Origin of the sequence: Janthinobacterium lyxosi, from assembly GCF_051380665.1 — a bacterium.
Classification (GTDB): Bacteria; Pseudomonadota; Gammaproteobacteria; order Burkholderiales; family Burkholderiaceae_D; genus Janthinobacterium.
On the sequence record NZ_JBNYXM010000007.1, the window covers coordinates 25,406 to 45,881 of the forward strand.

Sequence of the window (20,476 nt, forward strand, 5' to 3'; positions counted from 1 at the left end):
CGCAAAGCGCGCGCGATACAAGGAAAGCAAGAGGAAAGCTTGCGCCAGCGCGCAGCATGCTGCAGCCCGCTGGCACGAGTTGCGATCAGGCAGGCGCCAGGAATTCCCGGCGTACCTCATCGAGCCATTCCAGCAGGGGAATGGTGGCAGGCAGCAAGGGTTCCACACCGACCATGCCTTGCCAGGCGAACGCCTGCCCTTCCAGGCTTTGCGGCTCACCCCGCCACTCGCGGCTGATATAGAAATGCAGGCGCACATGGGCGTGCGGATACACATATTCGACGCCGCACCAGGCCTCGGCACTGTCGATATACAAGCCCAGTTCCTCGACAAACTCGCGTTTCAAGGCATCAAAAATGGCCTCGCCCGGTTCGACTTTGCCACCAGGAAATTCCCAGTAGCCGTCATACGGCTTGCCGGCCGGGCGCTGGCCCAGCAGCACGTCGCCATTCGGCTTCATCAGGATACCGACGGCAACGTCCACGGGTGTGACTTTCACTTCGCTCATTGCGACAACTTTCCCGCGTAGTCGCGCGCAAACTGCCACGCCACCCGGCCCGAACGGGAACCGCGCTGCAAGGCCCAGCGCAGGGCGTCGCCGCGCGCCGCGGCAATCTGCTCCGGCGTGCAGCCGAACGAGGCTAGCCAGTGCGCGGCAATGTCCAGGTAGTCATCCTGCTTGAACGGGTAGAACGACAGCCACAGGCCGAAGCGCTCGGACAGCGAGATTTTCTCTTCCACCGTCTCGCCCGGATGCAAATCGCCATCGTCGTCCGTCTTGTAGCTGGTATTGTCCGACATGCGTTCCGGCATCAGGTGACGGCGGTTCGACGTGGCGTAGATCAGCACATTGTCCGATTGCGCGGCGATGCTGCCATCGAGCGCCACTTTCAGCGCCTTGTAGCCGCTCTCGCCCTCTTCGAACGACAGGTCGTCGCAAAAGATGATGAAGCGCTCGGGACGCGCCGCCACCAGGTCGACGATGTCGGGCAAGTCGGCCAGGTCGGCCTTGTCGACTTCGATCAGGCGCAGGCCCTGGCTGGCGAACTGGTTCAGGCACGCCTTGATCAGTGAGGACTTGCCCGTGCCGCGCGCGCCCGTCAGCAGCACGTTGTTGGCGGGACGTCCATCGACAAACTGGCGCGTGTTCTGTTCAATTTGCGCTTTTTGCGTGCCGATATTGTGCAAGTCATGCAAAGCAATGGAAGACACATGGGCCACCGCCTGCAAATAAGCTACTGCGCCCTGGCGCCGGCGCCAGCGGAAGGCAAAACTGCTCCAGTCCGGCGTGGGGACCGCCTGCGGCAGGATCGCTTCCACGCGCGCCAGCAAGCTTTCCGCGCGCAGCAGGAATTGATCGAGGCCGGTCATGAGCGGTAGTCGGCGTTGATCGACACGTAGTCATGCGACAGGTCGCACGTCCACAGGGTGGCCGTGGCATCGCCGCGCGCCAGTTTCACGCGGATGGTGATTTCGCTTTGCTGCATCACGCGCTGGCCATCCTGCTCCTGGTAGTCCGGGTTGCGGCCGCCATTCTTGGCCACCCACACGTCGTCCAGGTACAGGTTCAACTGACCCACGTCCAGGTCGTCCACGCCCGCATAGCCGATGGCGGCCAGGATGCGGCCCAGATTCGGGTCGGAGGCGAAGAACGCCGTTTTCACCAGCGGCGAATGGGCGATGGAATAGGCGATCTTGCGGCACTCTTCCACGTTGCGACCGTCTTCCACGGTGACGGTCATGAACTTGGTCGCGCCTTCGCCGTCGCGCACGATGGCTTGCGCCAGGAAGGTCGACAGTTCGGTGACGGCAGCGGCCAGTTCCGCATAGTGCGGCGAATCGGTCGAATCGATGACCAGGCTGCCGGCGCCCGTGGCTACCAGCATGAACGAGTCATTGGTGGACGTGTCGCCGTCGATGGTGATGCAGTTGAACGATTTGTCGGCCGCCTGTTTCACCAGCTGGTCCAGCACCGGTTGCGCCACGGTGGCGTCAAACGCCAAAAAGCCCAGCATCGTGGCCATGTTCGGCTTGATCATGCCGGCGCCCTTGCTGATGCCCGTCAGGGTAACCGTGTGGCCACCGATGGTGACGATGCGCGAGCCGGCTTTCGGCTGCGTGTCGGTGGTCATGATGGCTTCGGCCGCCGAGAACCAGTTGTCCGACGTCAGCGCGGCCACGGCTTGCGGCAAGCCCGCCACCAGGCGCTGCACGGGCAAGGGTTCGAGGATCACGCCGGTGGAAAACGGCAGGATTTGCTGCGGCGTGCAGCCCAGCAGCTCGGCCAGCGCGGCGCAGCTGGCCTGCGCGTCGGCCAGGCCCGATTCGCCCGTGCCCGCATTCGCGTTGCCCGTGTTGACCAGCAGCGCGCGGATCGGCGCGGCGCCGGCCGTCACGGCGGCCAGGTTGGCTTTCGAGATTTGCACGGGCGCGGCGCAGAAGCGGTTCAAGGTGAACACGCCAGCCACGGTAGCCGTCGGCGCCAGTTTCAATACCAGCAAATCCTTGCGGTTGGGTTTCTTGATACCGGCTTCGGCAACACCGATTTCAATGCCGGCGACGGCTTTCAAGTCGGCGGCGACGGGCTTGGGAGAATTGACGGCCATAGGAGTTCTTCTGCTAGGGAAAATGGAAGCGCTATTGTAGCGCCTTCGCGGCGTGGGTGAACATGGAGCATGTGAATAGTCGCGGCCTGCCAGGCTTGCGATTTATCAAAGCGGCGCCGGTTGACGGGACTAAGGTGTGAGGACAAACGATGGCGAGTCTGGCACAAGCGCCCGGAGGAGGATGGCATGGCGCATGGTAAGTCATATCAAATGCACTGCTGCAGTCCGGGCTGCTCATGCCTGCTGTGCTTGCTATGCCTGCTAGCCTGGCTGACGGGTTGTTCGCCTCTGCATGAACGCGCCGCGCTTGCTCCCGATAGTATTACTACTATCGCAAGCGATCCCGCTACCGCTACACCGGCATCCGAGGCGTCGTCAGCGACAGCAGCCTCATCTCCGACCGATGTGCGGCAACAGGCACCGGTCATACACGTCCTACCCTTTAAAGGTGAGGTGGCGAATCTGGGCGGATTCCTCGGCAACTTCAGCACCGGCAGCGGCGGAGGCAAGCTCAAGTCCGACACCGGCACACCGCCGACTGGCGCGCTGCACGTCACGGTGTACTATGCCACCGACAGGAAATACCAGCCAGACAGCAATAGCTATGGCTGGCAACCCAACCGCGCGGCGCCACACCTCAGCTATGGCAGCGTTCTGGTGAGCATACCCGAAAAAAGAGCGCCAGGCGAGCTGCCGCTGCCGTCCTGGTACGACCTCATTTCCAGCGACGATGCGCAAAAATATGTGTTGATCAAGGGGGCCACGCGCCTGCCGCGCACGGATTTCCTGGCCGCTATCAAGGCAAAAATCCAGGCCGACCCGAACCGGCACGCCGCCTTCATCTATATCCATGGCTATAGCAACTCCTTTGACGACGCCGCCAGGCGCACGGCGCAGATGGCGGTCGACCTCGATATAGGCGCCATTCCCGTGTTCTACAGCTGGCCATCGAAAGGCACGCTGGCGGGCTATGAATTCGACCAGAATTCCGCCGAATGGACACAGGCGCACCTGCAGGCTTTCCTCGCCGATTTTGCGGATCACTCGTCCGCCACGGATATCTACCTGATCGCCCACAGCATGGGCAACCGCCCGATGACCGTGGCCCTGGCCAACCTGCTGGAAAAGCGCCCCGAACTGCTGCCCCTGTTCAAGCAGGTGGTGCTGGCGGCGCCGGACATCAATGCCGATGTCTTCCGCGACCAGATCGCCCCCCGTTTTGCCAGTCTCAAGCTCCCCGCCACCCTGTACGCTTCCGCGAACGACAAGGCCATCCGCGCTTCCTACAATTTTGCCGACTGGGACAGGATAGGCGACATCCGCGGCCCTGTCGTCAGCATTCCCGGCATGGAACTCGTCGATGCCTCGGCCGTCATCATGAACTTCATGGGACACGATTACTTCGCCAGCAACCGCGTCTTGCTGACCGATATCGCCACCATGATAAAGACGGGGCAACGGGCAAGGAACCGTGGCGGATTGAAAGGCATTCCGTCGCAGGCGCCGCAATACTGGGCCTTTCCATGAACACGCAGGTCATGCCATTGCGGAATTGAGTAGGGGACGGAGTTGCCCCCGTCGCCCTCTCACACCACCGTACGTGCGGTTCCGCATACGGCGGTTCATTTCACAAGCTGGAAGCGCTGCTGGGTGTCCAGCAGCGAAACTAACCCCAGCGCGTCGAACGTCTTCTTGGGATACGCCGCGTTCATGTGGCTTGCTCCGGCGTTCCACCATGGGCCACGTCCGTTGCTTGCCGATTTCCATGCCCGCATCGCATCCAGTCCGCGCGCTTGCAGCCTCTTGTTACGGGTCGCCGGGTATTGCCATTGACGCCATAACAGGCAGCGCAGCTTACGGCGAATCCACCCATCCAAGTCCTGCAACGCACCTTTCACCTCGGTCAGCCTGAAGTAGGATGTCCAGCCGCGCAGCACAGGGTTCAGCTCGTTGATCGTGGCGACGAGGTTACGCGAAGTATTCCCGACGACGATGTCCCGCACTTTGCCTGCTGTAGAGGACTTGCACCTCCAAGTAAGTGCGCCCTTCCGGGCGCACCATAAAAAAACGGAGACCGCGGTCTCCGTTCTTGTTCAGGCTGCGAAGCCGGCTTTAGGCCAGCTTGCCGTGGCAAGCCTTGTACTTCTTGCCGCTGCCGCAAGGGCATGGGTCATTGCGGCCCACTTTGACGCCCATGCTCACGCTCATGTCGTCGACGTTGTCCGTGTTGCCGCCGGCCACAGGCGCCAGCAGTTCTTCCGGCGCCGCGTTCGGATCGAATTCAGCGTGCTGGTAGTGCACGTTTTCCACGTGCGACTGCTGCATCGCCTGTTCGGCCGCATCGACTTCTTCGCGCGACTGGATACGCACTGTCATCACGTGTTTCGTGACGTCGTTCTTGATCATGTCGAGCATCTGGCCAAACAGTTCAAACGCTTCACGCTTGTATTCCTGTTTCGGGTTCTTCTGCGCATAACCACGCAGGTGAATACCCTGGCGCAGGTGATCGAGTGCCGCCAGGTGTTCGCGCCAGTGGCTGTCCACGCTTTGCAGCATGACATTGCGTTCGAAGCCACCAAACGATTCCTTGCCGACGATGTCGATCTTCGACTGGTACACGGCATCGGCCGCGACCAGCACTTTTTCCAGGATCTCTTCGTCCGTCAGGGTCGAATCGGCTTCCAGCATGGCCTGCAACGGCAAGTCGAGCTGCCATTCGCTGGACAAGGTATTTTCCAGGCCCTTGATATCCCACTGCTCTTCCACCGATTCGTGCGGCACGTACTCGTGCACCAGATCGGTGAACACGCCATGGCGCAGCGAGCCGATCATGTCCGAAATGTCTGTCGTTTCCAGCAACTCGTTACGCTGCTGGTAAATCACCTTGCGCTGGTCGTTGGCAACGTCATCGTATTCCAGCAATTGCTTGCGGATGTCGAAGTTGCGCGCTTCGACCTTGCGCTGGGCCGATTCGATCGAACGCGAGACGATGCCTGCCTCGATCGGTTCGCCTTCCGGCATTTTCAGGCGGTCCATCACGGCGCGCACGCGGTCGCCGGCGAAGATGCGCAGCAGCGCATCGTCGAGCGACAGGTAGAAACGCGACGAACCCGGATCGCCCTGGCGGCCGGCACGGCCACGCAACTGATTGTCGACGCGGCGCGATTCGTGGCGTTCCGTGCCGATGATGTGCAAGCCGCCCGCATTGACCACGTGGTCGTGCAGCGATTGCCATTCATCGCCCAGCTTCTGCGACTGGGCGGCCTTGTCGGCATCGCTCAGTTCAGGATTGGCTTCGATGAACTTGATCTGGTTCTCGACGTTACCGCCCAACACGATGTCGGTACCGCGACCGGCCATGTTGGTGGCGATGGTGATGGCTTTCGGACGGCCTGCCTGGGCGATGATTTCCGCTTCGCGGGCATGCTGTTTCGCGTTCAGCACGTTATGCGGCAAATCGGCCTTGGTCAGGATGCCCGACAGCAGTTCCGAGTTCTCGATCGAGGTCGTACCCACCAGCACGGGCTGGCCGCGCTCGTAGCAGTCGCGGATGTCGTTCAACATCGCGTTGTATTTTTCCGCCGACGATTTGTAGACCTGATCCTGGCGGTCCTTGCGCTGCAACGGACGGTTTTGCGGGATCACGACCGTTTCCAGGCCGTAGATTTCCTGGAATTCGTACGCTTCGGTATCGGCCGTACCGGTCATGCCGGCCAGCTTGGCGTACATGCGGAAGTAGTTCTGGAAGGTGATCGAGGCCAGGGTCTGGTTCTCGTTCTGGATCTTGACGCCTTCTTTCGCTTCGACGGCCTGGTGCAAGCCATCGGACCAGCGGCGGCCCGTCATCAGACGGCCCGTGAATTCATCGACGATGACGACTTCACTGTTCTGCACCACGTAGTGCTGATCCTTGAAGTACAGCGCATGTGCGCGCAGGGCCGCATACAGGTGATGCACGAGGGTGATGTTGGCCGAATCGTACAGCGACGCGCCTTCCGGCAGCAGGCCCATTTCCATCAGGATGCGCTCGGCCTTTTCGTGGCCCGCTTCCGTCAGCAGCACCTGGTGCGCCTTTTCATCCTTGGTGTAGTCGCCCGGCACGTCAACCTTGCCCTTGCCATCCGGCGTTTCTTCGCCGATCTGCAAAGTCAACAGCGCAGGGACTTCATTGATCTTGTAATACAGGTCCGTGTGGTTCTCGGCCTGGCCCGAAATGATCAAAGGCGTACGCGCTTCATCGATCAGGATCGAGTCGACTTCATCGACGATGCCGAAGTTCAGGCTGCGCTGCACGCGCTCGCGCGCTTCGTAGACCATGTTGTCGCGCAAGAAGTCGAAACCGAATTCATTGTTCGTGCCATACGTGATGTCGGAGTTGTACGCCTGCTGCTTGGCGCTGTGCTCCATCTGCGACATGTTCACGCCCGTCGACAGGCCCAGCCATGCATACAGGCGGCCCATGGTCTCGGCATCGCGCTGCGCCAGGTAATCATTGACGGTGACGATATGCACGCCCTTGCCCGACAAGGCATTCAGGTAGGCTGGCAAGGTGGCCATCAGGGTCTTGCCCTCGCCCGTGCCCATCTCCGCGATCTTACCGAAATGCAAGACCATGCCACCGATCATCTGCACATCGAAATGGCGCATGCGCAGGACGCGCTTGCTGGCCTCACGGCAGACGGCAAAGGCTTCCGGCAACAAGGCATCGAGCGATTCGCCAGCGGCGATGCGTTCCTTGAAGGCAGGCGTCTTCGCTTGCAGCTCGGCATCCGACAGCTTTTCGATGTCCGGCTCGAGCGCATTGATCTCGCGTACCGTTTTTTGGTATTGCTTGAGCAGCCGCTGGTTGCGGCTACCGAAAATCTGGGTCAGTAATGACATGCTTGAATTCTTGAAAAAACGCCGTTAAAAAAAGCTCGGTAGGTGACAACGAGGTAACTATCGCGTGACCGCACGGAGTTCGACTATGGCAAAAGACGATGATTTTATCATGCGTTCCCGCCAAGGTTGGGCTAATGCACCATATAACAATAGCTTAATGACAAACAAATGGCAGAAATTGCGGACATTTTCCATACTGTAAGGCAATACGACCAGCCAGCTTGCGCCGCACTCGTCATGCGCGGGCGAGTGTGCTATGTTTCGGCCATGCGAACTCCCACTTACTCTCCGGCACCGCGCCGCGGCTACGGCTTTGCCCGTTCAGGCCCGGCCGCGACGGGCGCAACCGATTTTCTGCGCGGCAACGCGACGATGACCTCCTTGATGCCCACCGTCACGCGCCTGGCCGCCCTGCAAAAAGACTGTGCCAAGGCCTTGCCGGCGATGTTCGAGCATTGCGACATCCTGCAATTCGAGAACGGCCAACTGGTGCTGGCCACGCCGAACGCAGCGCTGGCGGCCAAGCTCAAGCAGCAATTGCCGAAGTTACAAGGGGAACTGGAAAGAAAGGGCTGGCAGATTTCAGGCATCAAGCTGAAAGTGCAAGTCATCAAGAGCATCGCGCCCATCGTGCATACGCGGGCGCTGCTCTTGCCGGAAAAAGCCATGTCGGCCCTGGAAGAGCTGAGCACGGCCCTGCCGGCGTCGAAACAGAACGAACAATTGATCGCGGCGCTGCGCAACATGGTCCGCCACCACCGCGAACCTAAAGATTAACTCAGGTAAGCGACCACTCGCGCTCCATTTGACGGAGATACGACTGCGGCGCCGCCTCGTTCGTCGAGAACGAGACGATTTCATACGATTCCGGCTGTTCCAGCAGCGCCAGCAGCAACTGGTTGTTCAGCGCGTGGCCCGACTTGTGCGCCGTGTAATACGCGAGCAAGGGGTGGCCCACCAGGTACAGGTCGCCGATGGCGTCGAGTATCTTGTGGCGCACGAACTCGTCTTCATAGCGCAAGCCATCGGCGTTGAGGATGCGATACTCGTCCATGACGATGGCGTTTTCCAGCGAACCGCCACGCGCCAGGCCCATGCCGCGCAAGCTTTCCACGTCCTGCATGAAGCCGAAGGTGCGCGCGCGCGCCACGTCGTGCACATATGACACGTCGCCGAAGTCGACCGAGGCGCGCTGCATCGTGCCATCGACGGCCGGGTGATTGAATTCGATGAAGAAATCGAGTTTGAAGCCGTCGTACGGCGACAAGCGCGCCCATTTCTCCGCGTCGCCCTTGCCGTGACGCACTTCCACCGGCTTGATGACCTTGATGAATTTCTTCGCCGCCTGCTGCTCTTCCACCCCCGCCTGCTGCAGCAGATAGACGAAGGACGAGGCGGAACCGTCCATGATGGGAATCTCTTCCGCATTCACGTCGATAACCATATTGTCGATGCCCAGGCCGGCCGCCGCCGACATCAGGTGTTCCACGGTGGACACCCTGGCGCCATCCTTGATCAGCACGGACGCCATGCGCGTATCGCCCACGGCCATGGCGCTGGCGGGAAACTCGACGATGGGATCGAGGTCGATGCGGCGAAACACGATGCCCGTGTCGATAGCGGCAGGACGCAAGGTCAGCTCCACCTTGGTGCCAGAGTGCAAACCGACACCGATGGTGCGGACCTGTTGTTGGATAGTGCGTTGTTTTAACATTTGTCGATTATATCCAGTTGCGGGATTTTCGTTGCGACGCGGCATGGGTCACGCCAGAAAAACCACATCCGACCGTTATGGATGTTCGCTTTCCGCATGCACGGCTTCGCGCCGCACCAGGTAAATCCCGCTGCCGATAATGATGGCCGCACCGATCAAGGTGTATTCGTCGGGCAAGGCGCGCCACAGCAGCCAGTCCAGCGCCATGCCCCAGGCCAGGGCCGAGTATTCGAAAGGCGCCACGCTGGACGCCTTGCCAAAACGAAATGCCTCCGTGATGGCCAGTTGCCCCAAGAAGCCACTCAGTGACAGGCCCGCCAGCAGCCACCAGTCTTCGCGGCGGATACTCACCCACTCGTGCGCCGACAGGGCCACGGCGCCGAGGGCCATCATCACCATCAGCCAGAAAACCATGCTTTCGCTGGCATCCGTGCGGCTCAGGATGCGCCCCGTGACGGCGGAAATGGCGTAACAGGCAGCCGAACCCAGCACGGCCAGCCCGGCCAGCGAAAAAAATCCCGAGCCGTCCGGACGCAACGCCACCAGCACCCCCAGGAGACCCACGGCGATCGCGCACCAGCGCGCGAAGTCGACTTTTTCCTTCAAGATAAAAACCGACAAGACCGTGATCAGCAAGGGTGCGATGAAGAACAGCGCATACGTCTCGGCCAGCGACATGCGCTTCAAGCCATACGCGAACAGGGTAATCATCAGCACGCCCAGCGCGCCGCGCAGCAAGTGAAGTGGCCAGCGCACCTTCAGCACGTTCTTGAAAGCGCCACGGTACAGCAGGTACAGGCACACGAGCGGCAGGGACGACAGGGCGCGCAAGGCCGTCACCTGCATGGGCGGATAATGGGCGGACAACAGCTTCATGGCCGTGTCCATCAGGGAAAACATGGCGACCGCGATCAGCATCACATAGATGCTGCGCAGGTTTTGGTTACGGGGCAGCAGGACAGACTCCGGGCAAAAGAACGGGACCGTCATCATGGCGACGGCCGGAGCCAGGACCGAGGGCGGATACAGGTGCAGCGTAGCGCAGCGCGCGGTCGCCCGGATTATAGCAAGCGCGCCCAGGTCACTTACAACAGCGGCAACATCACCAGTTTCATGTGATGCTGGCACATTGAGTCAATCTACTTTTTTAGGATAAAAAACGACAACGGTATGATTAAAACGGAGGAAATAAGGGAGTACATGCACCTCAACAAGCGAAATCATTTCACATCATGGCTCACCAAGGGGATTTAACCAAAATATTATATAAAATGCCCCCGATACACACTTGACAAACAAAACATAGAAAATATTATGATGAACGATGACTTCGCGCATCAACACTGCCACATATTCTAGATAGTTTTCAGCATAAACATACGGATTTTCTTTCAAAATTTACACTACTCTCCAATCTCTACTAAATGCTTCCTTTAAGGCTATCTGAGAAAAATATATACAAGCTGATACAATAAACTCACCGACCAATCCAGTAACAAACAAAAATAATGATACTACCCCACGCGGAGAAATAAAACCAAACCAAGGCAAAGCAGAAACAAGAAGGAATATAAATGCATAAAACAATGATACATTGACATGAATTTTAAACTTCCAATAATCAGGCCAATTTACAAGTATCTTCAAATGCTCCTTTTCTGATACCACCATATCCTTCGCCTCCTTCACAATCCAAACGAAAAAAGATATCGGAAGAAACAACAAATATTTCAAAACCTCTTCATTATTTAGGCTTGCAGTTTTCAAAAAAATTTCAATATTATCTCGACAAAAAAAGAACGAAAATAATGAAATTACAATTAAAAAAAATTCCTGACTAAGAAACATCACCCGTAAAAAATATAGAATTTTTTTCACTTAATGCCCCATATTTCGGTCATTTTTAATTTTTGAGAAATTTTCAATGGATTCCCTTGCAAGAGAGTATGGCTCAGGGTCCGCATCAAACAGAAAGCTTTTTTGCGTATCTGCAGTTTTTACAATTACTTCAACACCATTATCAAGCCCTGTAACCTTTCCAGCGCCATATCCATCAGCAGCCATAAGTATCGCCGCATCGGTTATATCGGGTTCAAATGCTGGCTGATATAAAGGATCATCAATAATATTTCTAATTAAGCTTACAATTTCGGTATTGATACCGTTTATTGACATGCTAGTCTCCTTAATTGACACATCCGCAACCTGTCTTTTCCTGACATATGAATTTAAACTTTCCCACAACCTACCAAACATAGGATTGGGTGGGTAAACTTTAGCAGACATCTCAGTAAAAACATCAATCGCCTGCAGTTTTGCAATAAATTCTTTGTAATCTGCTACAGACTCAACCTCGCAGTTAACAAAAAATCCATCATATGCTTTTTCAATGATTGCGGCGAATCTTTTTGGAAATACATCCGCTTGAATTCCATTCCAAACGTGCAAAAAAGATAGCCCAGAATATTCTGGCAAATAAATAAATGGCGAGCTTGCCTCAAGTAAGTTTGGAGCTTCTGCATTTATTTGAGATTTAGAATTTTCATCAACAATTTTTACATGACCATTTTTTGCATATTTTGACAACTTTCCAAAAATAAATTGGAAACCTTCACATCTAGCATCCACAACATCAGTAATTGTCCAATCGAATTTACCAATCTCTACAACTGGCGAATTAACTATCGCATTCATCAGCTTATCTTGATCCAAAAGCCCTAATTTAATAACTCGCCCCAAATAATACCGACCCTTTGCCATACAAACTCCGCTCAATTGTAAAATAAAACCCATTGTATTATATAAAATATAAAGTTTCCAGTGGGATATATACTTATTTTATATGGATGACAAATTCACAACCACCTAGTCCCTATGAGAGCGACATAAAAAGCATAGGCTTTTGCTTAAAAATTGAGCAGACCCAGAAAAAATTGGCTCTTTTCCAAGCGAAATTTTTCTATTTACAGCGCCTGCTCATAGGGGCTGAACAGTTACATAAATTGTGACTGTTCAGCAGCTAAGCCGTTAGCTGGATAGGATTGCCGGCGAAGGCGCGTTGCAGGACGGTGAGCATGCCGTGCCCTTGTTTGCGCAGTGTGTCGAGGCATGAGCGGATGACGCAGAAATGCTCGGCACCGGCGAGCCTGCGGAAGCAACCGGAGATTTTCTGTTTGACCTTGGGCATGCGCACGGCGCGCTCACCAACGTTGTTGGTGAACGGCGCAGCCGGGTTGCTGATGAAGCGCAGGACGGCGTCGGCGTGCAGGCGGAAGCGGCGTAGCAAATTGGCCGCGACGGTTTGTTTTCCGCAGCCGCGCTGCCCCGGTTGTTGTACGGTTTCGGGATGGATCGCTTCCCCCCCCGCACCAGGGCGTCGTAGACAGTACGGAAGGCGGCAACCTCACTGGCGTCGAGCGTGCCTTGTTGGCGCCGAGCAGCAATTGCATCATCGACTCGGGCCATTGCTGGCCGGTGACTTCCTTCACATAGACCAGTTCGCGCAACAAGTGGGCATTGCAAAGGCATGGACAGAATCGTCAAGCCGCCAGTACGGCGCCCAGCAATCATGCTCCAGCACGCCGAGACGCTTGGGCAGGATGCCATGCGCCTCGATGGCCGACATGCCCCGCTTGGTGTGCACGCCGTACCATCTCAGCGTGTCGCTGGCGACGATGTGCAACCAGTGCAGTTTGCCGGCTACGCGCAGGCCCAATTCGTCGGCGCTCAGGACCGGCGCGGCATGCAACCGGTCGGCAATGCGGTCCGCCGTCGCTTGCAGGGCCGCGCGCGCTTCGGCCACCCACGCCAGCAGCGTGGCCGGCGAGACCGAGAGGCCATACACATCGTGGATCAATTCGGCGGCGCGTGCGTACGGCAGCATTTGGCCTTGCGTCAAATGCACGCCGAGGGTGCGCACGTTGGGGCCGTACTGCACCAGTTCGGTCACGTCGTCGGGAAAGCTGCTGACGTGGGCCTGGCCTCAGCGGCAGGTCACCGCCAGCATGCGATGCTCGATGACGTCGAACACAGTGGCCGGCATGTCGATGATCTGGCGCCGCGCGGCCACCTCGGCCTGCTCCAGCGGCAGCGCGCTGTGGCAACGCATGCACTGCTGCGGCAACAGATGATGGACCGTGCCGGTCGGTTCGGCAACGCGTTTGAGCGTCGTGCCCTTGTAGCCAGCCTGGCCGCCCGGCGGCTTGCTCGAATTCTGGCTGGTCTTGTTGACCTTCGACTCCAGCGCATCCAGACGCGCAAACAAGCTCAGAATGAGCGTGTCATTCTCCTCGAGAGAGAGGACCGAAAGGTCGGGAGCCGGTGGTTTCTTTGCCATGCCAGCATCATGAACTTGTCCGGAACTGTTTATAACCTTTTTATTGCTGCCATAGCTGCTGAACAGTTACCATAATTTTTGACATACTGACATTAAAAATTCATGATTCAATGAGATTATGGCAACAGCATCACCAGCTTCATATCGTGCCGGCGCGCCAGGTGCAGTGTCACTTGGTTGAAACTCAATCTACCCAGTAAAGGATGATGAAACAGTCGCAGTCCACCATCGCGGCCCAGCACCTGCTGCGCATCCCACCACAGCCGGAATTCTTCGCTGGCATCCAGCAGCTCCGCGATCAGGCCGGCCAGCGGCGCCTGGTCGGCGTGGCGGCCGATATCGGCGCGAAATTCACCAACCAGCCGCTGTGCGCGTTCGGGCCAGCCGGCGATCAGGTTTCGGGCTTGTGGCGACTGGAACATGAAGTGTAACTGGTTGGGCGGCGTCTCATCGTGCACTGTATCGAGCCAGCCAACAAACAAATCGGCTGCCTGCGCATTCCACGCCACGGCATTCCATTCCCGGTCCAGGATGTACGCGGGCGCGTCGATAGCAGCGACGATGGCAGCCAGCTCGGCGGCGGCAGGCCCCTCGCCCTCGCCTGTGCCGTGGCTGGGGTCATGCTTGTCGGCCACTTCGAACAGATAGGCGCGCTCGGCCGCGCTCAGTTGCAGCACCTGCGCCAGGCGGGCCAGCATCTTGGCCGAGGCCGACACGGGCCGCCCCTGCTCCAGCCACGTCAGCCAGGTGGGACTGACATCGCACAGCTGCGCCAGCTCTTCGCGCCGCAAGCCTGGCGTGCGGCGGCGCCCACCTCCAGGCAGGCCGGCCATGGCGGGGGTGACGGTTTCGCGCCGGGCGCGGATGAATTCAGCGAGTTTGCTCGACATGATGTGGATGCATGGTAGTAGATATACCAGTATAAGTTATGGTCTTGTTACAGGATAATTTTATCCCTATTCTGCAGGAACTCACCCATCAACAGGAGAAAACCATGCAGCAGCACGATGTCGTTACCGAACAGTTTGGCAAGACGGCGAATGCCTACCTGAGCAGTGCCGTACACGCACAGGGGGCCGACCTGGTGCTGATGCAGGAATGCGCACGCCGCCATGGCAAGCAAGGCAAACCACACGTGCTGGACCTGGGTTGCGGCGCCGGCCACGCCAGCTTCGCCGTCGCTCCCGTGGCGCACTCGGTCGTCGCCTACGACCTGGCGCAACCCATGCTCGACGTGGTGGACTGCGCCCGGGTGCAGCGCGGCTTGCACAACATCCGCACGCAACAAGGCGACGTGGCCCGCCTGCCGTTTGCCGACGCCAGCTTCGACATGGTCGTCACGCGCTTTTCCGCGCACCACTGGAACGACGTGGCGGGCGCGCTGGCGGAAGCGTGGCGCGTGCTGCGCCCAAATGGCACTTTATTGGTGGTCGATATCGTCGCGCCGAAAACGGCCCTGTACGACAGCACCTTGCAGGCGGTGGAAATGCTGCGCGACGCATCCCACGTGCGCGACTACCGTACGTGCGAATGGGGCGCCAAGTTCGACAACGCAGGCTTTACGCACAGCTTGCGCAGCGTGTGGAAGCTGTCCATGCAGTTTGACGAGTGGGTGGCGCGCATGCGCACGCCCGCTGAAAGAGTCTCGGCCATCCGCAATCTGTTTGATGGCGCGCCCGAGGAAGCGAGAAGATACTTCGCGCTGCAGGAAGATTATTCGTTCAGCATCGATGCGGCCATGTTCGAGGCGACAAAGCCATCGGTGCAGTAAACGTAAAAACGGCGCCATCGGCGCCGTTTTTACATGCCACGAACAACGCTTAAGCCAGCTGGCCCAGCAAAGTTTCGGCATTCGACACTTCAAACTTGCCGCCCTGCTCGACGTTCAATTGCGTCACGACGCCATTGTCGACCAGCATCGAGTAGCGCTGCGAGCGCGTGCCCATGCCGTGCTTGGAAAAATCAGCGTCCAGGCCCAGGGCCTTGCTGTAGGCGGCATTGCCGTCAGCCATCATGCGCACCACGCCGGTGGCTTTCTGATCGCGGCCCCAGGCGCCCATCACGAACGCATCGTTGACGGAGATGCACCAGATTTCATCGACGCCCGCAGCTTTCAGGTCGGCAGCGTGCTGCACGTAGCCTGGCACGTGCTGTGCGGAGCAGGTCGGGGTGTAGGCGCCTGGCAGGCCGAAGATGGCGATCTTCTTGCCCTTAACCAGGTCTTGCACGTTGAACGTGTTCGGGCCCAGTGCGCAGCCTTCGGTTTCGCTTTCGATGAATTCAGCCAGGGTGCCTTCTGGCAGGGTGTCGCCGATCTTGATGGTCATGTTGACTCCTTGTGTACTGTCGGTTGAGGATGCTGCCGGCATGATGCCGACACTGCGCGATAGTATGCCTGACTTGCCGTATTTGTGCAGAAAATGGCCGGAAAGGCAAAGTCAAAAATCAAGAACCGGCAAAAAAACGGCGACCCTCAGGCCGCCGTTATCCTTGCTTGCATCAAACCACCTTAATCAGCCTGTTTGCGCAGGAACGCTGGAATGTCGTACGTTTCCATGCCATTCTTTTCCATCGCGCGCACCTGCTCGGAAGCCGATTCGCGGCGCCATACTGCCGGCGCCTTCATGCCGTCGAAACCGGCTGCCGGCGTCGCCACGCCAACCGTCGTCGCTGCTGCCTGCGCGCTACCCATGGCAGCCGATGGCGTCAACGGGCTGTTATGGGTGCCGGTGCGCAGCACTTGCTGCGGTACCAGCTGGATGTTTTTCTTCGCGCGACCCAGGCCCGTGGCCACCACGGTGACGCGGATGTCGTCACCCATGGCGTCGTCGTAGGCGATACCTTGCGCGATCGACGCGTCCGGCGCGGCAAACGCGCGCACGGCAGCCATGACTTCCTTGATCTCTTTACCCTTCAGGCCACGGCTGGCCGTGACGTTGACCAGCACGCCGCGCGCGCCGGAGAGATCGATGCCATCCAACAGCGGCGAAGCGACAGCCTGTTCGGCGGCGATGCGCGCACGGTCGACGCCGGAAGCGGTCGCCGTGCCCATCATGGCCTTGCCCTGCTCGCCCATGATGGTTTTCACGTCGTTGAAGTCGACGTTGATATGGCCCGGCACGTTGATGATCTCGGCAATGCCGGCTACTGCGTTGTTGAGCACATCATCGGCGTGCTGCATCCATTCCAGCATGCTTTCGTCTTCGTAGATCTCTTCCAGTTTTTCATTGAGGATGATGATCAGCGAATCGACGTGCAGGGACAGCTGCTCCAGGCCTTCGTCGGCGATGTCCATGCACTTCTGGCCTTCGTACGAGAATGGCTTCGATACCACGGCGACCGTCAGCGCGCCCAATTCCTTGGCCACTTCGGCGACGATAGGAGCGGCGCCCGTGCCCGTACCACCACCCATGCCGGCAGCGATGAAGACCATGTGCGCGCCGCGCAGCGCATCGGCGATGCGTGCGCGCGATTCTTCGGCCAGCTGGCGACCGACGGCAGGCTTCATGCCGGCGCCCAGACCGGTATCGCCGATCTGGATGATGTTGTGGGCCTTCGATGTCGACAGGGCCTGTGCGTCGGTGTTGGCGGCAATGAACTCCACACCCGACATGCCTTTGTTGATCATGTGTTGGACTGCATTGCCACCCGCACCGCCGACGCCGACGACCTTGATGACGGTACCTAAAGCTGTGTTATCGACCATATCGAACTCCATGATGTGCTCCTATCAGATGCGGTTTCCAAGCGCCAGGCCTCATATTGGTAGGAGAACTGGAGATTGAAAACTGCGGTTAAATATAAAATAAAGTTATGTGTGTATACCTGCGATGCTGCCAAAAAACCTGACCTGCCGGGCGTAAATCAAGCCCTTAAAAATTCCCTAAAAACCATTCCTTCATGCGCTGCCAGACTGCCTTCACCGAGCCGTCCTGACGCGTCACGATGTGGCCGCGCAGGTATTGCTTCTTCGCTTCCAGCAGCAGGCCCAATACCGTGGCATAGCGCGGACTGCGCACCACGTCGGCCAGCTGACCCCGATACTCGGGCGTGCCGAGGCGCGCCGGTTTCAGGAAAATATCTTCTGCCATTTCCACCATGCCAGGCATGATGGAGGTGCCGCCCGTGAGCACAATGCCCGACGACAGCACGCCTTCATAACCGGATTCACGCACCACCTGGTGCACCATCGCGAACAGCTCCTCGACGCGCGGCTCGATCACTGCCGCCAGCGCCTGGCGCGACAGGTTGCGCGGGCCGCGGTCGCCCAGGCCTGGCACTTCCAGCGATTCGCCGGGATCGGCCAGGACCTGCTTGGCCACGCCATAGCGGATCTTGATTTCTTCCGCTTCCGCGGTCGGGGTACGCAAAGCCATGGCGATGTCGTTGGTGATCTGGTCGCCGGCGATGGGAATGACTGCCGTATGGCGGATCGCGCCATCGGAGAATACCGCCACATCGGTCGTGCCGCCGCCGATGTCGATCAGCACCACGCCCAGTTCCTTCTCGTCGGGCGTGAGCACCGCATCGGCTGACGCCATCGGCTGCAAGATCAGGTCCGACACTTCCAGGCCGCAACGGCGCACGCACTTGACGATGTTCTGCACTGCCGACACGGCGCCGGTGACGATATGCACCTTCACCTCCAGGCGGATGCCACTCATGCCGATAGGCTCGCGCACATCTTCCTGGCTGTCGACGATGAACTCTTGCGGCACCGTGTGCAGCAATTGCTGATCGGTCGGAATGTTAACCGCTTTTGCTGTCTCGATGACGCGCGCCACGTCGGTCGCCGTCACTTCCTTGTCCTTGATGGCCACCATGCCGCTGGAATTGAAGCTGCGGATATGGCTGCCCGCAATACCCGCATAGACATTGCGGATCTTGCAGTCGGCCATCAGCTCGGCCTCTTCCAGCGCGCGCTGGATGGACTCCACCGTGGCCTCGATATTGACCACCACGCCTTTTTTCAGGCCCTTCGATTCGTGCTGGCCCAGCCCGATCACTTCGTGGCGCCCGTCGGACATCACTTCGGCTACCACCGCCACCACTTTCGAGGTGCCGATGTCGAGGCCGACGATCAGGTTTTTCGCGTCTTTTGTCATTTCTGTCGCCTAGTTTTTTGGGCTATTGTTAAATTGATTATTAAGTTAAGTCGGTTTTTTAATCGGACTGCCATTTTTCTTCTTGATCGCCGCTGCCGGCTTGCCGTCCTTGCCTTCGGCCGGTATCACCAGGCCGGCGGAACTGAGCGCCAGGCCATTCTGGTAGCGCATATCGATCGTGTCGATATTTTCCAGCCGGCTCGCCAGCTGCGGGTAGATGCCCACCAACCGGTCGACCCGCGCCTTCAGGGTCGTATGATTCTGCTCGCGCCCCAGCGCCACGCTCATGCCATTATCCAGTTTCACGGTCCATGCATAGCGACTCGACAACGACAGGGTTTCCGGCACCATCTTCAGCGGCGAAAACCACTTTGCCAGCTGCACATAGGTGGCCAGTACTTCCTTCTCGCTGCCATCGGGGCCGGCGAAAGCAGGCAGTTCATGATCATCTTCGGCTTCGGCTACATTGGCCGTAAACACGTCGCCCTTGACCGACAGCAAGCGTCCGTCCTCGCCCCAGGTACCCAGCGCTTCGTGTTCTTCCAGCGCCACGATCAGCTGGTTCGGCCACTCGCGTCGCACGCTGGCGCGCCGCACCCAAGGCACCGATTCGAACACGCCGCGCACGCTTTCCAGGTTAGTCGTGAAAAAATTGCCCTTGATGCGGCCCAAGGTGCCGCTGCGCAGGGTCAGGTAATTTACGTGGCGCAGGCCCTTGTCGTCCGCGCTTTCCACCTTGATGCTGCGCAGGTCGAACATGGGACGCTGCGACATCCACCAGACGCCGGCGGCCACGCACACGACCAGCACTGCGGCCAGCAAGCCGTTGGCAGTCGTATTCAGGCTTTTAGCGTCATGCCACATATCAGTGCTGTCCCTTGTGCATTTTCAGACGCGCGCCAGCGACGATTTCCAGGCACAGGTCTTCATAGCTGATGCCCACCGCGCGCGCTGCCATCGGCACGAGCGAGTGCCCCGTCATGCCGGGCGAGGTATTCACTTCCAGCAGGAACAACTTGCTGTCGGCCGCGCGCATCAGCACGTCCACACGTCCCCAGCCTTCACAGCCGATGGCACGGTAGGCTGCCACGGCGATGCGCTCCATTTCCGCCACGATTGCCTGGTCCAACTGCGGCGGACAAAAATACTGCGTATCGTCCGTGAAGTACTTGTTCTGGTAATCGTAATTGCCTTGCGGGGCGACGATTTCAATCGGCGGCAGCGCGCGCGCCGTGGCGCCCTGGCCCAGGATCGCCACGGTGAATTCGCGGCCCTTGATGAATTCCTCGGCCAGCACCGAATCATCGAGGCCGGCGGCGATATCGTAGGCCGCCTGGAAGGCCGATGCTTCATTGACCGTCGTGATGCCGATGCTCGATCCTTCGTGCGGCGGCTTGACGATCAGCGGCAAGCCCAGTTCAGCGGCCACCTTGGCCAAGTCGGAGCTGTCATTCAGCACCGCGTATTGCGGCGTCGGCAGCTTGTGCATCATCCAGATCATCTTGGTGTAGACCTTGTCCATGCCCACCGCGCAGGCCATCACTCCACTGCCCGTGTACGGAATGCCCAGCTGTTCCAGCGCGCCCTGCAGGCTGCCGTCTTCACCGAAGCGGCCGTGCAACGCGATGAAGACGCGGTCGAATTTTTCAGCGGCCAGTTCGGCCAGGCTGCGTTCGCCCGTGTCGAACGCATGCGCGTCCACGCCACGGCTTTGCAGCGCAGCCAGCACGCCCGTGCCGGACATCAGCGACACTTCGCGCTCGGCCGAACTACCGCCGAACAGGACGCCGACCTTGCCCAGTTGTTTTACATCGATAGCTGAAGCTTGGTTCAC

At 58.6% G+C, this 20,476-nt stretch carries 21 protein-coding genes; 3 read left to right on the forward strand and 18 right to left on the reverse strand.

Going from position 1 to position 20,476, the window contains the following annotated elements:
• Nucleotides 1-85: 85 nt before the first annotated feature.
• From ACQ4WP_RS08715 to argJ, 3 genes are read right to left on the reverse strand one after another with little or no spacing between them, the layout of a single operon-like run.
• Nucleotides 86-508: an NUDIX domain-containing protein gene (locus ACQ4WP_RS08715; protein WP_436519703.1), complete on the reverse strand. Its 423-nt coding sequence runs from the start codon at nucleotides 506-508 to the stop codon at nucleotides 86-88.
• Nucleotides 505-1,371 (reverse strand): ATP-binding protein, encoded by an 867-nt coding sequence (locus ACQ4WP_RS08720; protein ID WP_436519705.1) that lies wholly within the window; start codon nucleotides 1,369-1,371, stop codon nucleotides 505-507. Before ACQ4WP_RS08720 ends, ACQ4WP_RS08715 begins: the two co-directional genes overlap by 4 nt.
• Nucleotides 1,368-2,606, reverse strand: coding sequence for a bifunctional glutamate N-acetyltransferase/amino-acid acetyltransferase ArgJ (argJ, locus tag ACQ4WP_RS08725; protein ID WP_436519707.1), 1,239 nt, complete (start codon nucleotides 2,604-2,606; stop codon nucleotides 1,368-1,370). Before argJ ends, ACQ4WP_RS08720 begins: the two co-directional genes overlap by 4 nt.
• Before the next feature lie 453 nt (nucleotides 2,607-3,059).
• On the opposite strand from argJ, the gene ACQ4WP_RS08730 reads away from it, so the two are divergent.
• Nucleotides 3,060-4,133: an alpha/beta hydrolase gene (locus ACQ4WP_RS08730; protein WP_436519709.1), complete on the forward strand. Its 1,074-nt coding sequence runs from the start codon at nucleotides 3,060-3,062 to the stop codon at nucleotides 4,131-4,133.
• 95 nt (nucleotides 4,134-4,228) lie between these two features.
• Here ACQ4WP_RS08730 and ACQ4WP_RS08735 read toward each other — a convergent pair whose 3' ends face one another.
• Entirely contained in the window at nucleotides 4,229-4,609 is a 381-nt protein-coding gene (locus tag ACQ4WP_RS08735; RefSeq protein ID WP_436519711.1) for a group II intron maturase-specific domain-containing protein, read from the reverse strand.
• A 109-nt stretch (nucleotides 4,610-4,718) separates the two neighbouring features.
• A complete protein-coding gene (secA, locus tag ACQ4WP_RS08740) occupies nucleotides 4,719-7,487 on the reverse strand; it encodes a preprotein translocase subunit SecA (protein ID WP_436519713.1) in 2,769 nt (922 codons plus the stop codon).
• 267 nt (nucleotides 7,488-7,754) lie between these two features.
• Here secA and ACQ4WP_RS08745 point away from each other — a divergent pair, with 267 nt between their 5' ends.
• Entirely contained in the window at nucleotides 7,755-8,264 is a 510-nt protein-coding gene (locus tag ACQ4WP_RS08745; protein WP_436519715.1) for a DciA family protein, read from the forward strand.
• Nucleotide 8,265: 1 nt separating this feature from the next.
• Here the strand turns inward: ACQ4WP_RS08745 and lpxC are convergent, their stop codons facing one another.
• The 8 genes from lpxC to ACQ4WP_RS08785 all read right to left on the reverse strand — a co-directional run bounded on the left by lpxC (nucleotide 8,266) and on the right by ACQ4WP_RS08785 (nucleotide 14,427).
• A complete protein-coding gene (lpxC, locus tag ACQ4WP_RS08750) occupies nucleotides 8,266-9,201 on the reverse strand; it encodes a UDP-3-O-acyl-N-acetylglucosamine deacetylase (RefSeq protein WP_436519717.1) in 936 nt (311 codons plus the stop codon).
• 75 nt (nucleotides 9,202-9,276) lie between these two features.
• Nucleotides 9,277-10,119, reverse strand: a complete 843-nt coding sequence (locus ACQ4WP_RS08755; protein ID WP_436520103.1) for a DMT family transporter — start codon at nucleotides 10,117-10,119, stop codon at nucleotides 9,277-9,279.
• 480 nt (nucleotides 10,120-10,599) lie between these two features.
• A complete protein-coding gene (locus ACQ4WP_RS08760) occupies nucleotides 10,600-11,079 on the reverse strand; it encodes a hypothetical protein (RefSeq protein ID WP_436519719.1) in 480 nt (159 codons plus the stop codon).
• Nucleotides 11,080-11,961, reverse strand: coding sequence for a hypothetical protein (locus tag ACQ4WP_RS08765; protein WP_436519721.1), 882 nt, complete (start codon nucleotides 11,959-11,961; stop codon nucleotides 11,080-11,082). It abuts the gene before it with no gap.
• A 259-nt stretch (nucleotides 11,962-12,220) separates the two neighbouring features.
• Complete coding sequence (locus ACQ4WP_RS08770; RefSeq protein WP_436520105.1) at nucleotides 12,221-12,553, reverse strand: IS66 family transposase; 333 nt, start codon at nucleotides 12,551-12,553, stop codon at nucleotides 12,221-12,223.
• A 132-nt stretch (nucleotides 12,554-12,685) separates the two neighbouring features.
• Entirely contained in the window at nucleotides 12,686-13,150 is a 465-nt protein-coding gene (locus ACQ4WP_RS08775) for an IS66 family transposase (protein WP_436519723.1), read from the reverse strand.
• A 33-nt stretch (nucleotides 13,151-13,183) separates the two neighbouring features.
• Nucleotides 13,184-13,537, reverse strand: a complete 354-nt coding sequence (locus ACQ4WP_RS08780; RefSeq protein ID WP_436519725.1) for a hypothetical protein — start codon at nucleotides 13,535-13,537, stop codon at nucleotides 13,184-13,186.
• Nucleotides 13,538-13,653: 116 nt separating this feature from the next.
• Entirely contained in the window at nucleotides 13,654-14,427 is a 774-nt protein-coding gene (locus tag ACQ4WP_RS08785; protein ID WP_436519727.1) for a helix-turn-helix transcriptional regulator, read from the reverse strand.
• 104 nt (nucleotides 14,428-14,531) lie between these two features.
• Between ACQ4WP_RS08785 and ACQ4WP_RS08790 the strand changes: the two genes are divergently transcribed.
• On the forward strand, nucleotides 14,532-15,308 hold the full coding sequence (locus ACQ4WP_RS08790; protein WP_436519729.1) for a class I SAM-dependent methyltransferase: 777 nt from the start codon (nucleotides 14,532-14,534) through the stop codon (nucleotides 15,306-15,308).
• Between the two features lie 49 nt (nucleotides 15,309-15,357).
• Here the strand turns inward: ACQ4WP_RS08790 and ACQ4WP_RS08795 are convergent, their stop codons facing one another.
• From ACQ4WP_RS08795 to ACQ4WP_RS08815, 5 genes are all read right to left on the reverse strand, one after another.
• The gene (locus ACQ4WP_RS08795; protein WP_436519731.1) at nucleotides 15,358-15,864 is read right to left on the reverse strand and encodes a peroxiredoxin; all 507 of its coding nucleotides are present in this window, start codon (nucleotides 15,862-15,864) and stop codon (nucleotides 15,358-15,360) included.
• 182 nt (nucleotides 15,865-16,046) lie between these two features.
• Nucleotides 16,047-17,255 (reverse strand): cell division protein FtsZ, encoded by a 1,209-nt coding sequence (ftsZ, locus tag ACQ4WP_RS08800; protein WP_436519733.1) that lies wholly within the window; start codon nucleotides 17,253-17,255, stop codon nucleotides 16,047-16,049.
• A gap of 154 nt (nucleotides 17,256-17,409) precedes the next feature.
• Nucleotides 17,410-18,642: a cell division protein FtsA gene (gene ftsA / locus ACQ4WP_RS08805; protein WP_010394955.1), complete on the reverse strand. Its 1,233-nt coding sequence runs from the start codon at nucleotides 18,640-18,642 to the stop codon at nucleotides 17,410-17,412.
• Nucleotides 18,643-18,687: 45 nt separating this feature from the next.
• Complete coding sequence (locus tag ACQ4WP_RS08810) at nucleotides 18,688-19,506, reverse strand: cell division protein FtsQ/DivIB (protein ID WP_436519735.1); 819 nt, start codon at nucleotides 19,504-19,506, stop codon at nucleotides 18,688-18,690.
• 1 nt (nucleotide 19,507) lies between these two features.
• Nucleotides 19,508-20,476: a D-alanine--D-alanine ligase gene (locus tag ACQ4WP_RS08815; RefSeq protein ID WP_436519737.1), complete on the reverse strand. Its 969-nt coding sequence runs from the start codon at nucleotides 20,474-20,476 to the stop codon at nucleotides 19,508-19,510.

Bases quoted from the DNA above. Each gene is read 5' to 3' on its own strand.
- ACQ4WP_RS08785 (WP_436519727.1), bottom strand. From the start codon at position 14,427: ATGTCGAGCAAACTCGCTGAATTCATCCGCGCCCGGCGCGAAACCGTC.
- argJ (WP_436519707.1), bottom strand. From the start codon at position 2,606: ATGGCCGTCAATTCTCCCAAGCCCGTCGCCGCCGACTTGAAAGCCGTC.
- ACQ4WP_RS08790 (WP_436519729.1), top strand. From the start codon at position 14,532: ATGCAGCAGCACGATGTCGTTACCGAACAGTTTGGCAAGACGGCGAAT.
- ACQ4WP_RS08745 (WP_436519715.1), top strand. From the start codon at position 7,755: ATGCGAACTCCCACTTACTCTCCGGCACCGCGCCGCGGCTACGGCTTT.
- secA (WP_436519713.1), bottom strand. From the start codon at position 7,487: ATGTCATTACTGACCCAGATTTTCGGTAGCCGCAACCAGCGGCTGCTC.
- ftsZ (WP_436519733.1), bottom strand. From the start codon at position 17,255: ATGGAGTTCGATATGGTCGATAACACAGCTTTAGGTACCGTCATCAAG.
- ACQ4WP_RS08765 (WP_436519721.1), bottom strand. From the start codon at position 11,961: ATGGCAAAGGGTCGGTATTATTTGGGGCGAGTTATTAAATTAGGGCTT.
- ACQ4WP_RS08755 (WP_436520103.1), bottom strand. From the start codon at position 10,119: ATGCTGATCGCGGTCGCCATGTTTTCCCTGATGGACACGGCCATGAAG.
- ACQ4WP_RS08715 (WP_436519703.1), bottom strand. From the start codon at position 508: ATGAGCGAAGTGAAAGTCACACCCGTGGACGTTGCCGTCGGTATCCTG.
- ACQ4WP_RS08720 (WP_436519705.1), bottom strand. From the start codon at position 1,371: ATGACCGGCCTCGATCAATTCCTGCTGCGCGCGGAAAGCTTGCTGGCG.
- ftsA (WP_010394955.1), bottom strand. From the start codon at position 18,642: ATGACAAAAGACGCGAAAAACCTGATCGTCGGCCTCGACATCGGCACC.
- ACQ4WP_RS08795 (WP_436519731.1), bottom strand. From the start codon at position 15,864: ATGACCATCAAGATCGGCGACACCCTGCCAGAAGGCACCCTGGCTGAA.
- lpxC (WP_436519717.1), bottom strand. From the start codon at position 9,201: ATGTTAAAACAACGCACTATCCAACAACAGGTCCGCACCATCGGTGTC.
- ACQ4WP_RS08810 (WP_436519735.1), bottom strand. From the start codon at position 19,506: ATGTGGCATGACGCTAAAAGCCTGAATACGACTGCCAACGGCTTGCTG.
- ACQ4WP_RS08780 (WP_436519725.1), bottom strand. From the start codon at position 13,537: ATGGCAAAGAAACCACCGGCTCCCGACCTTTCGGTCCTCTCTCTCGAG.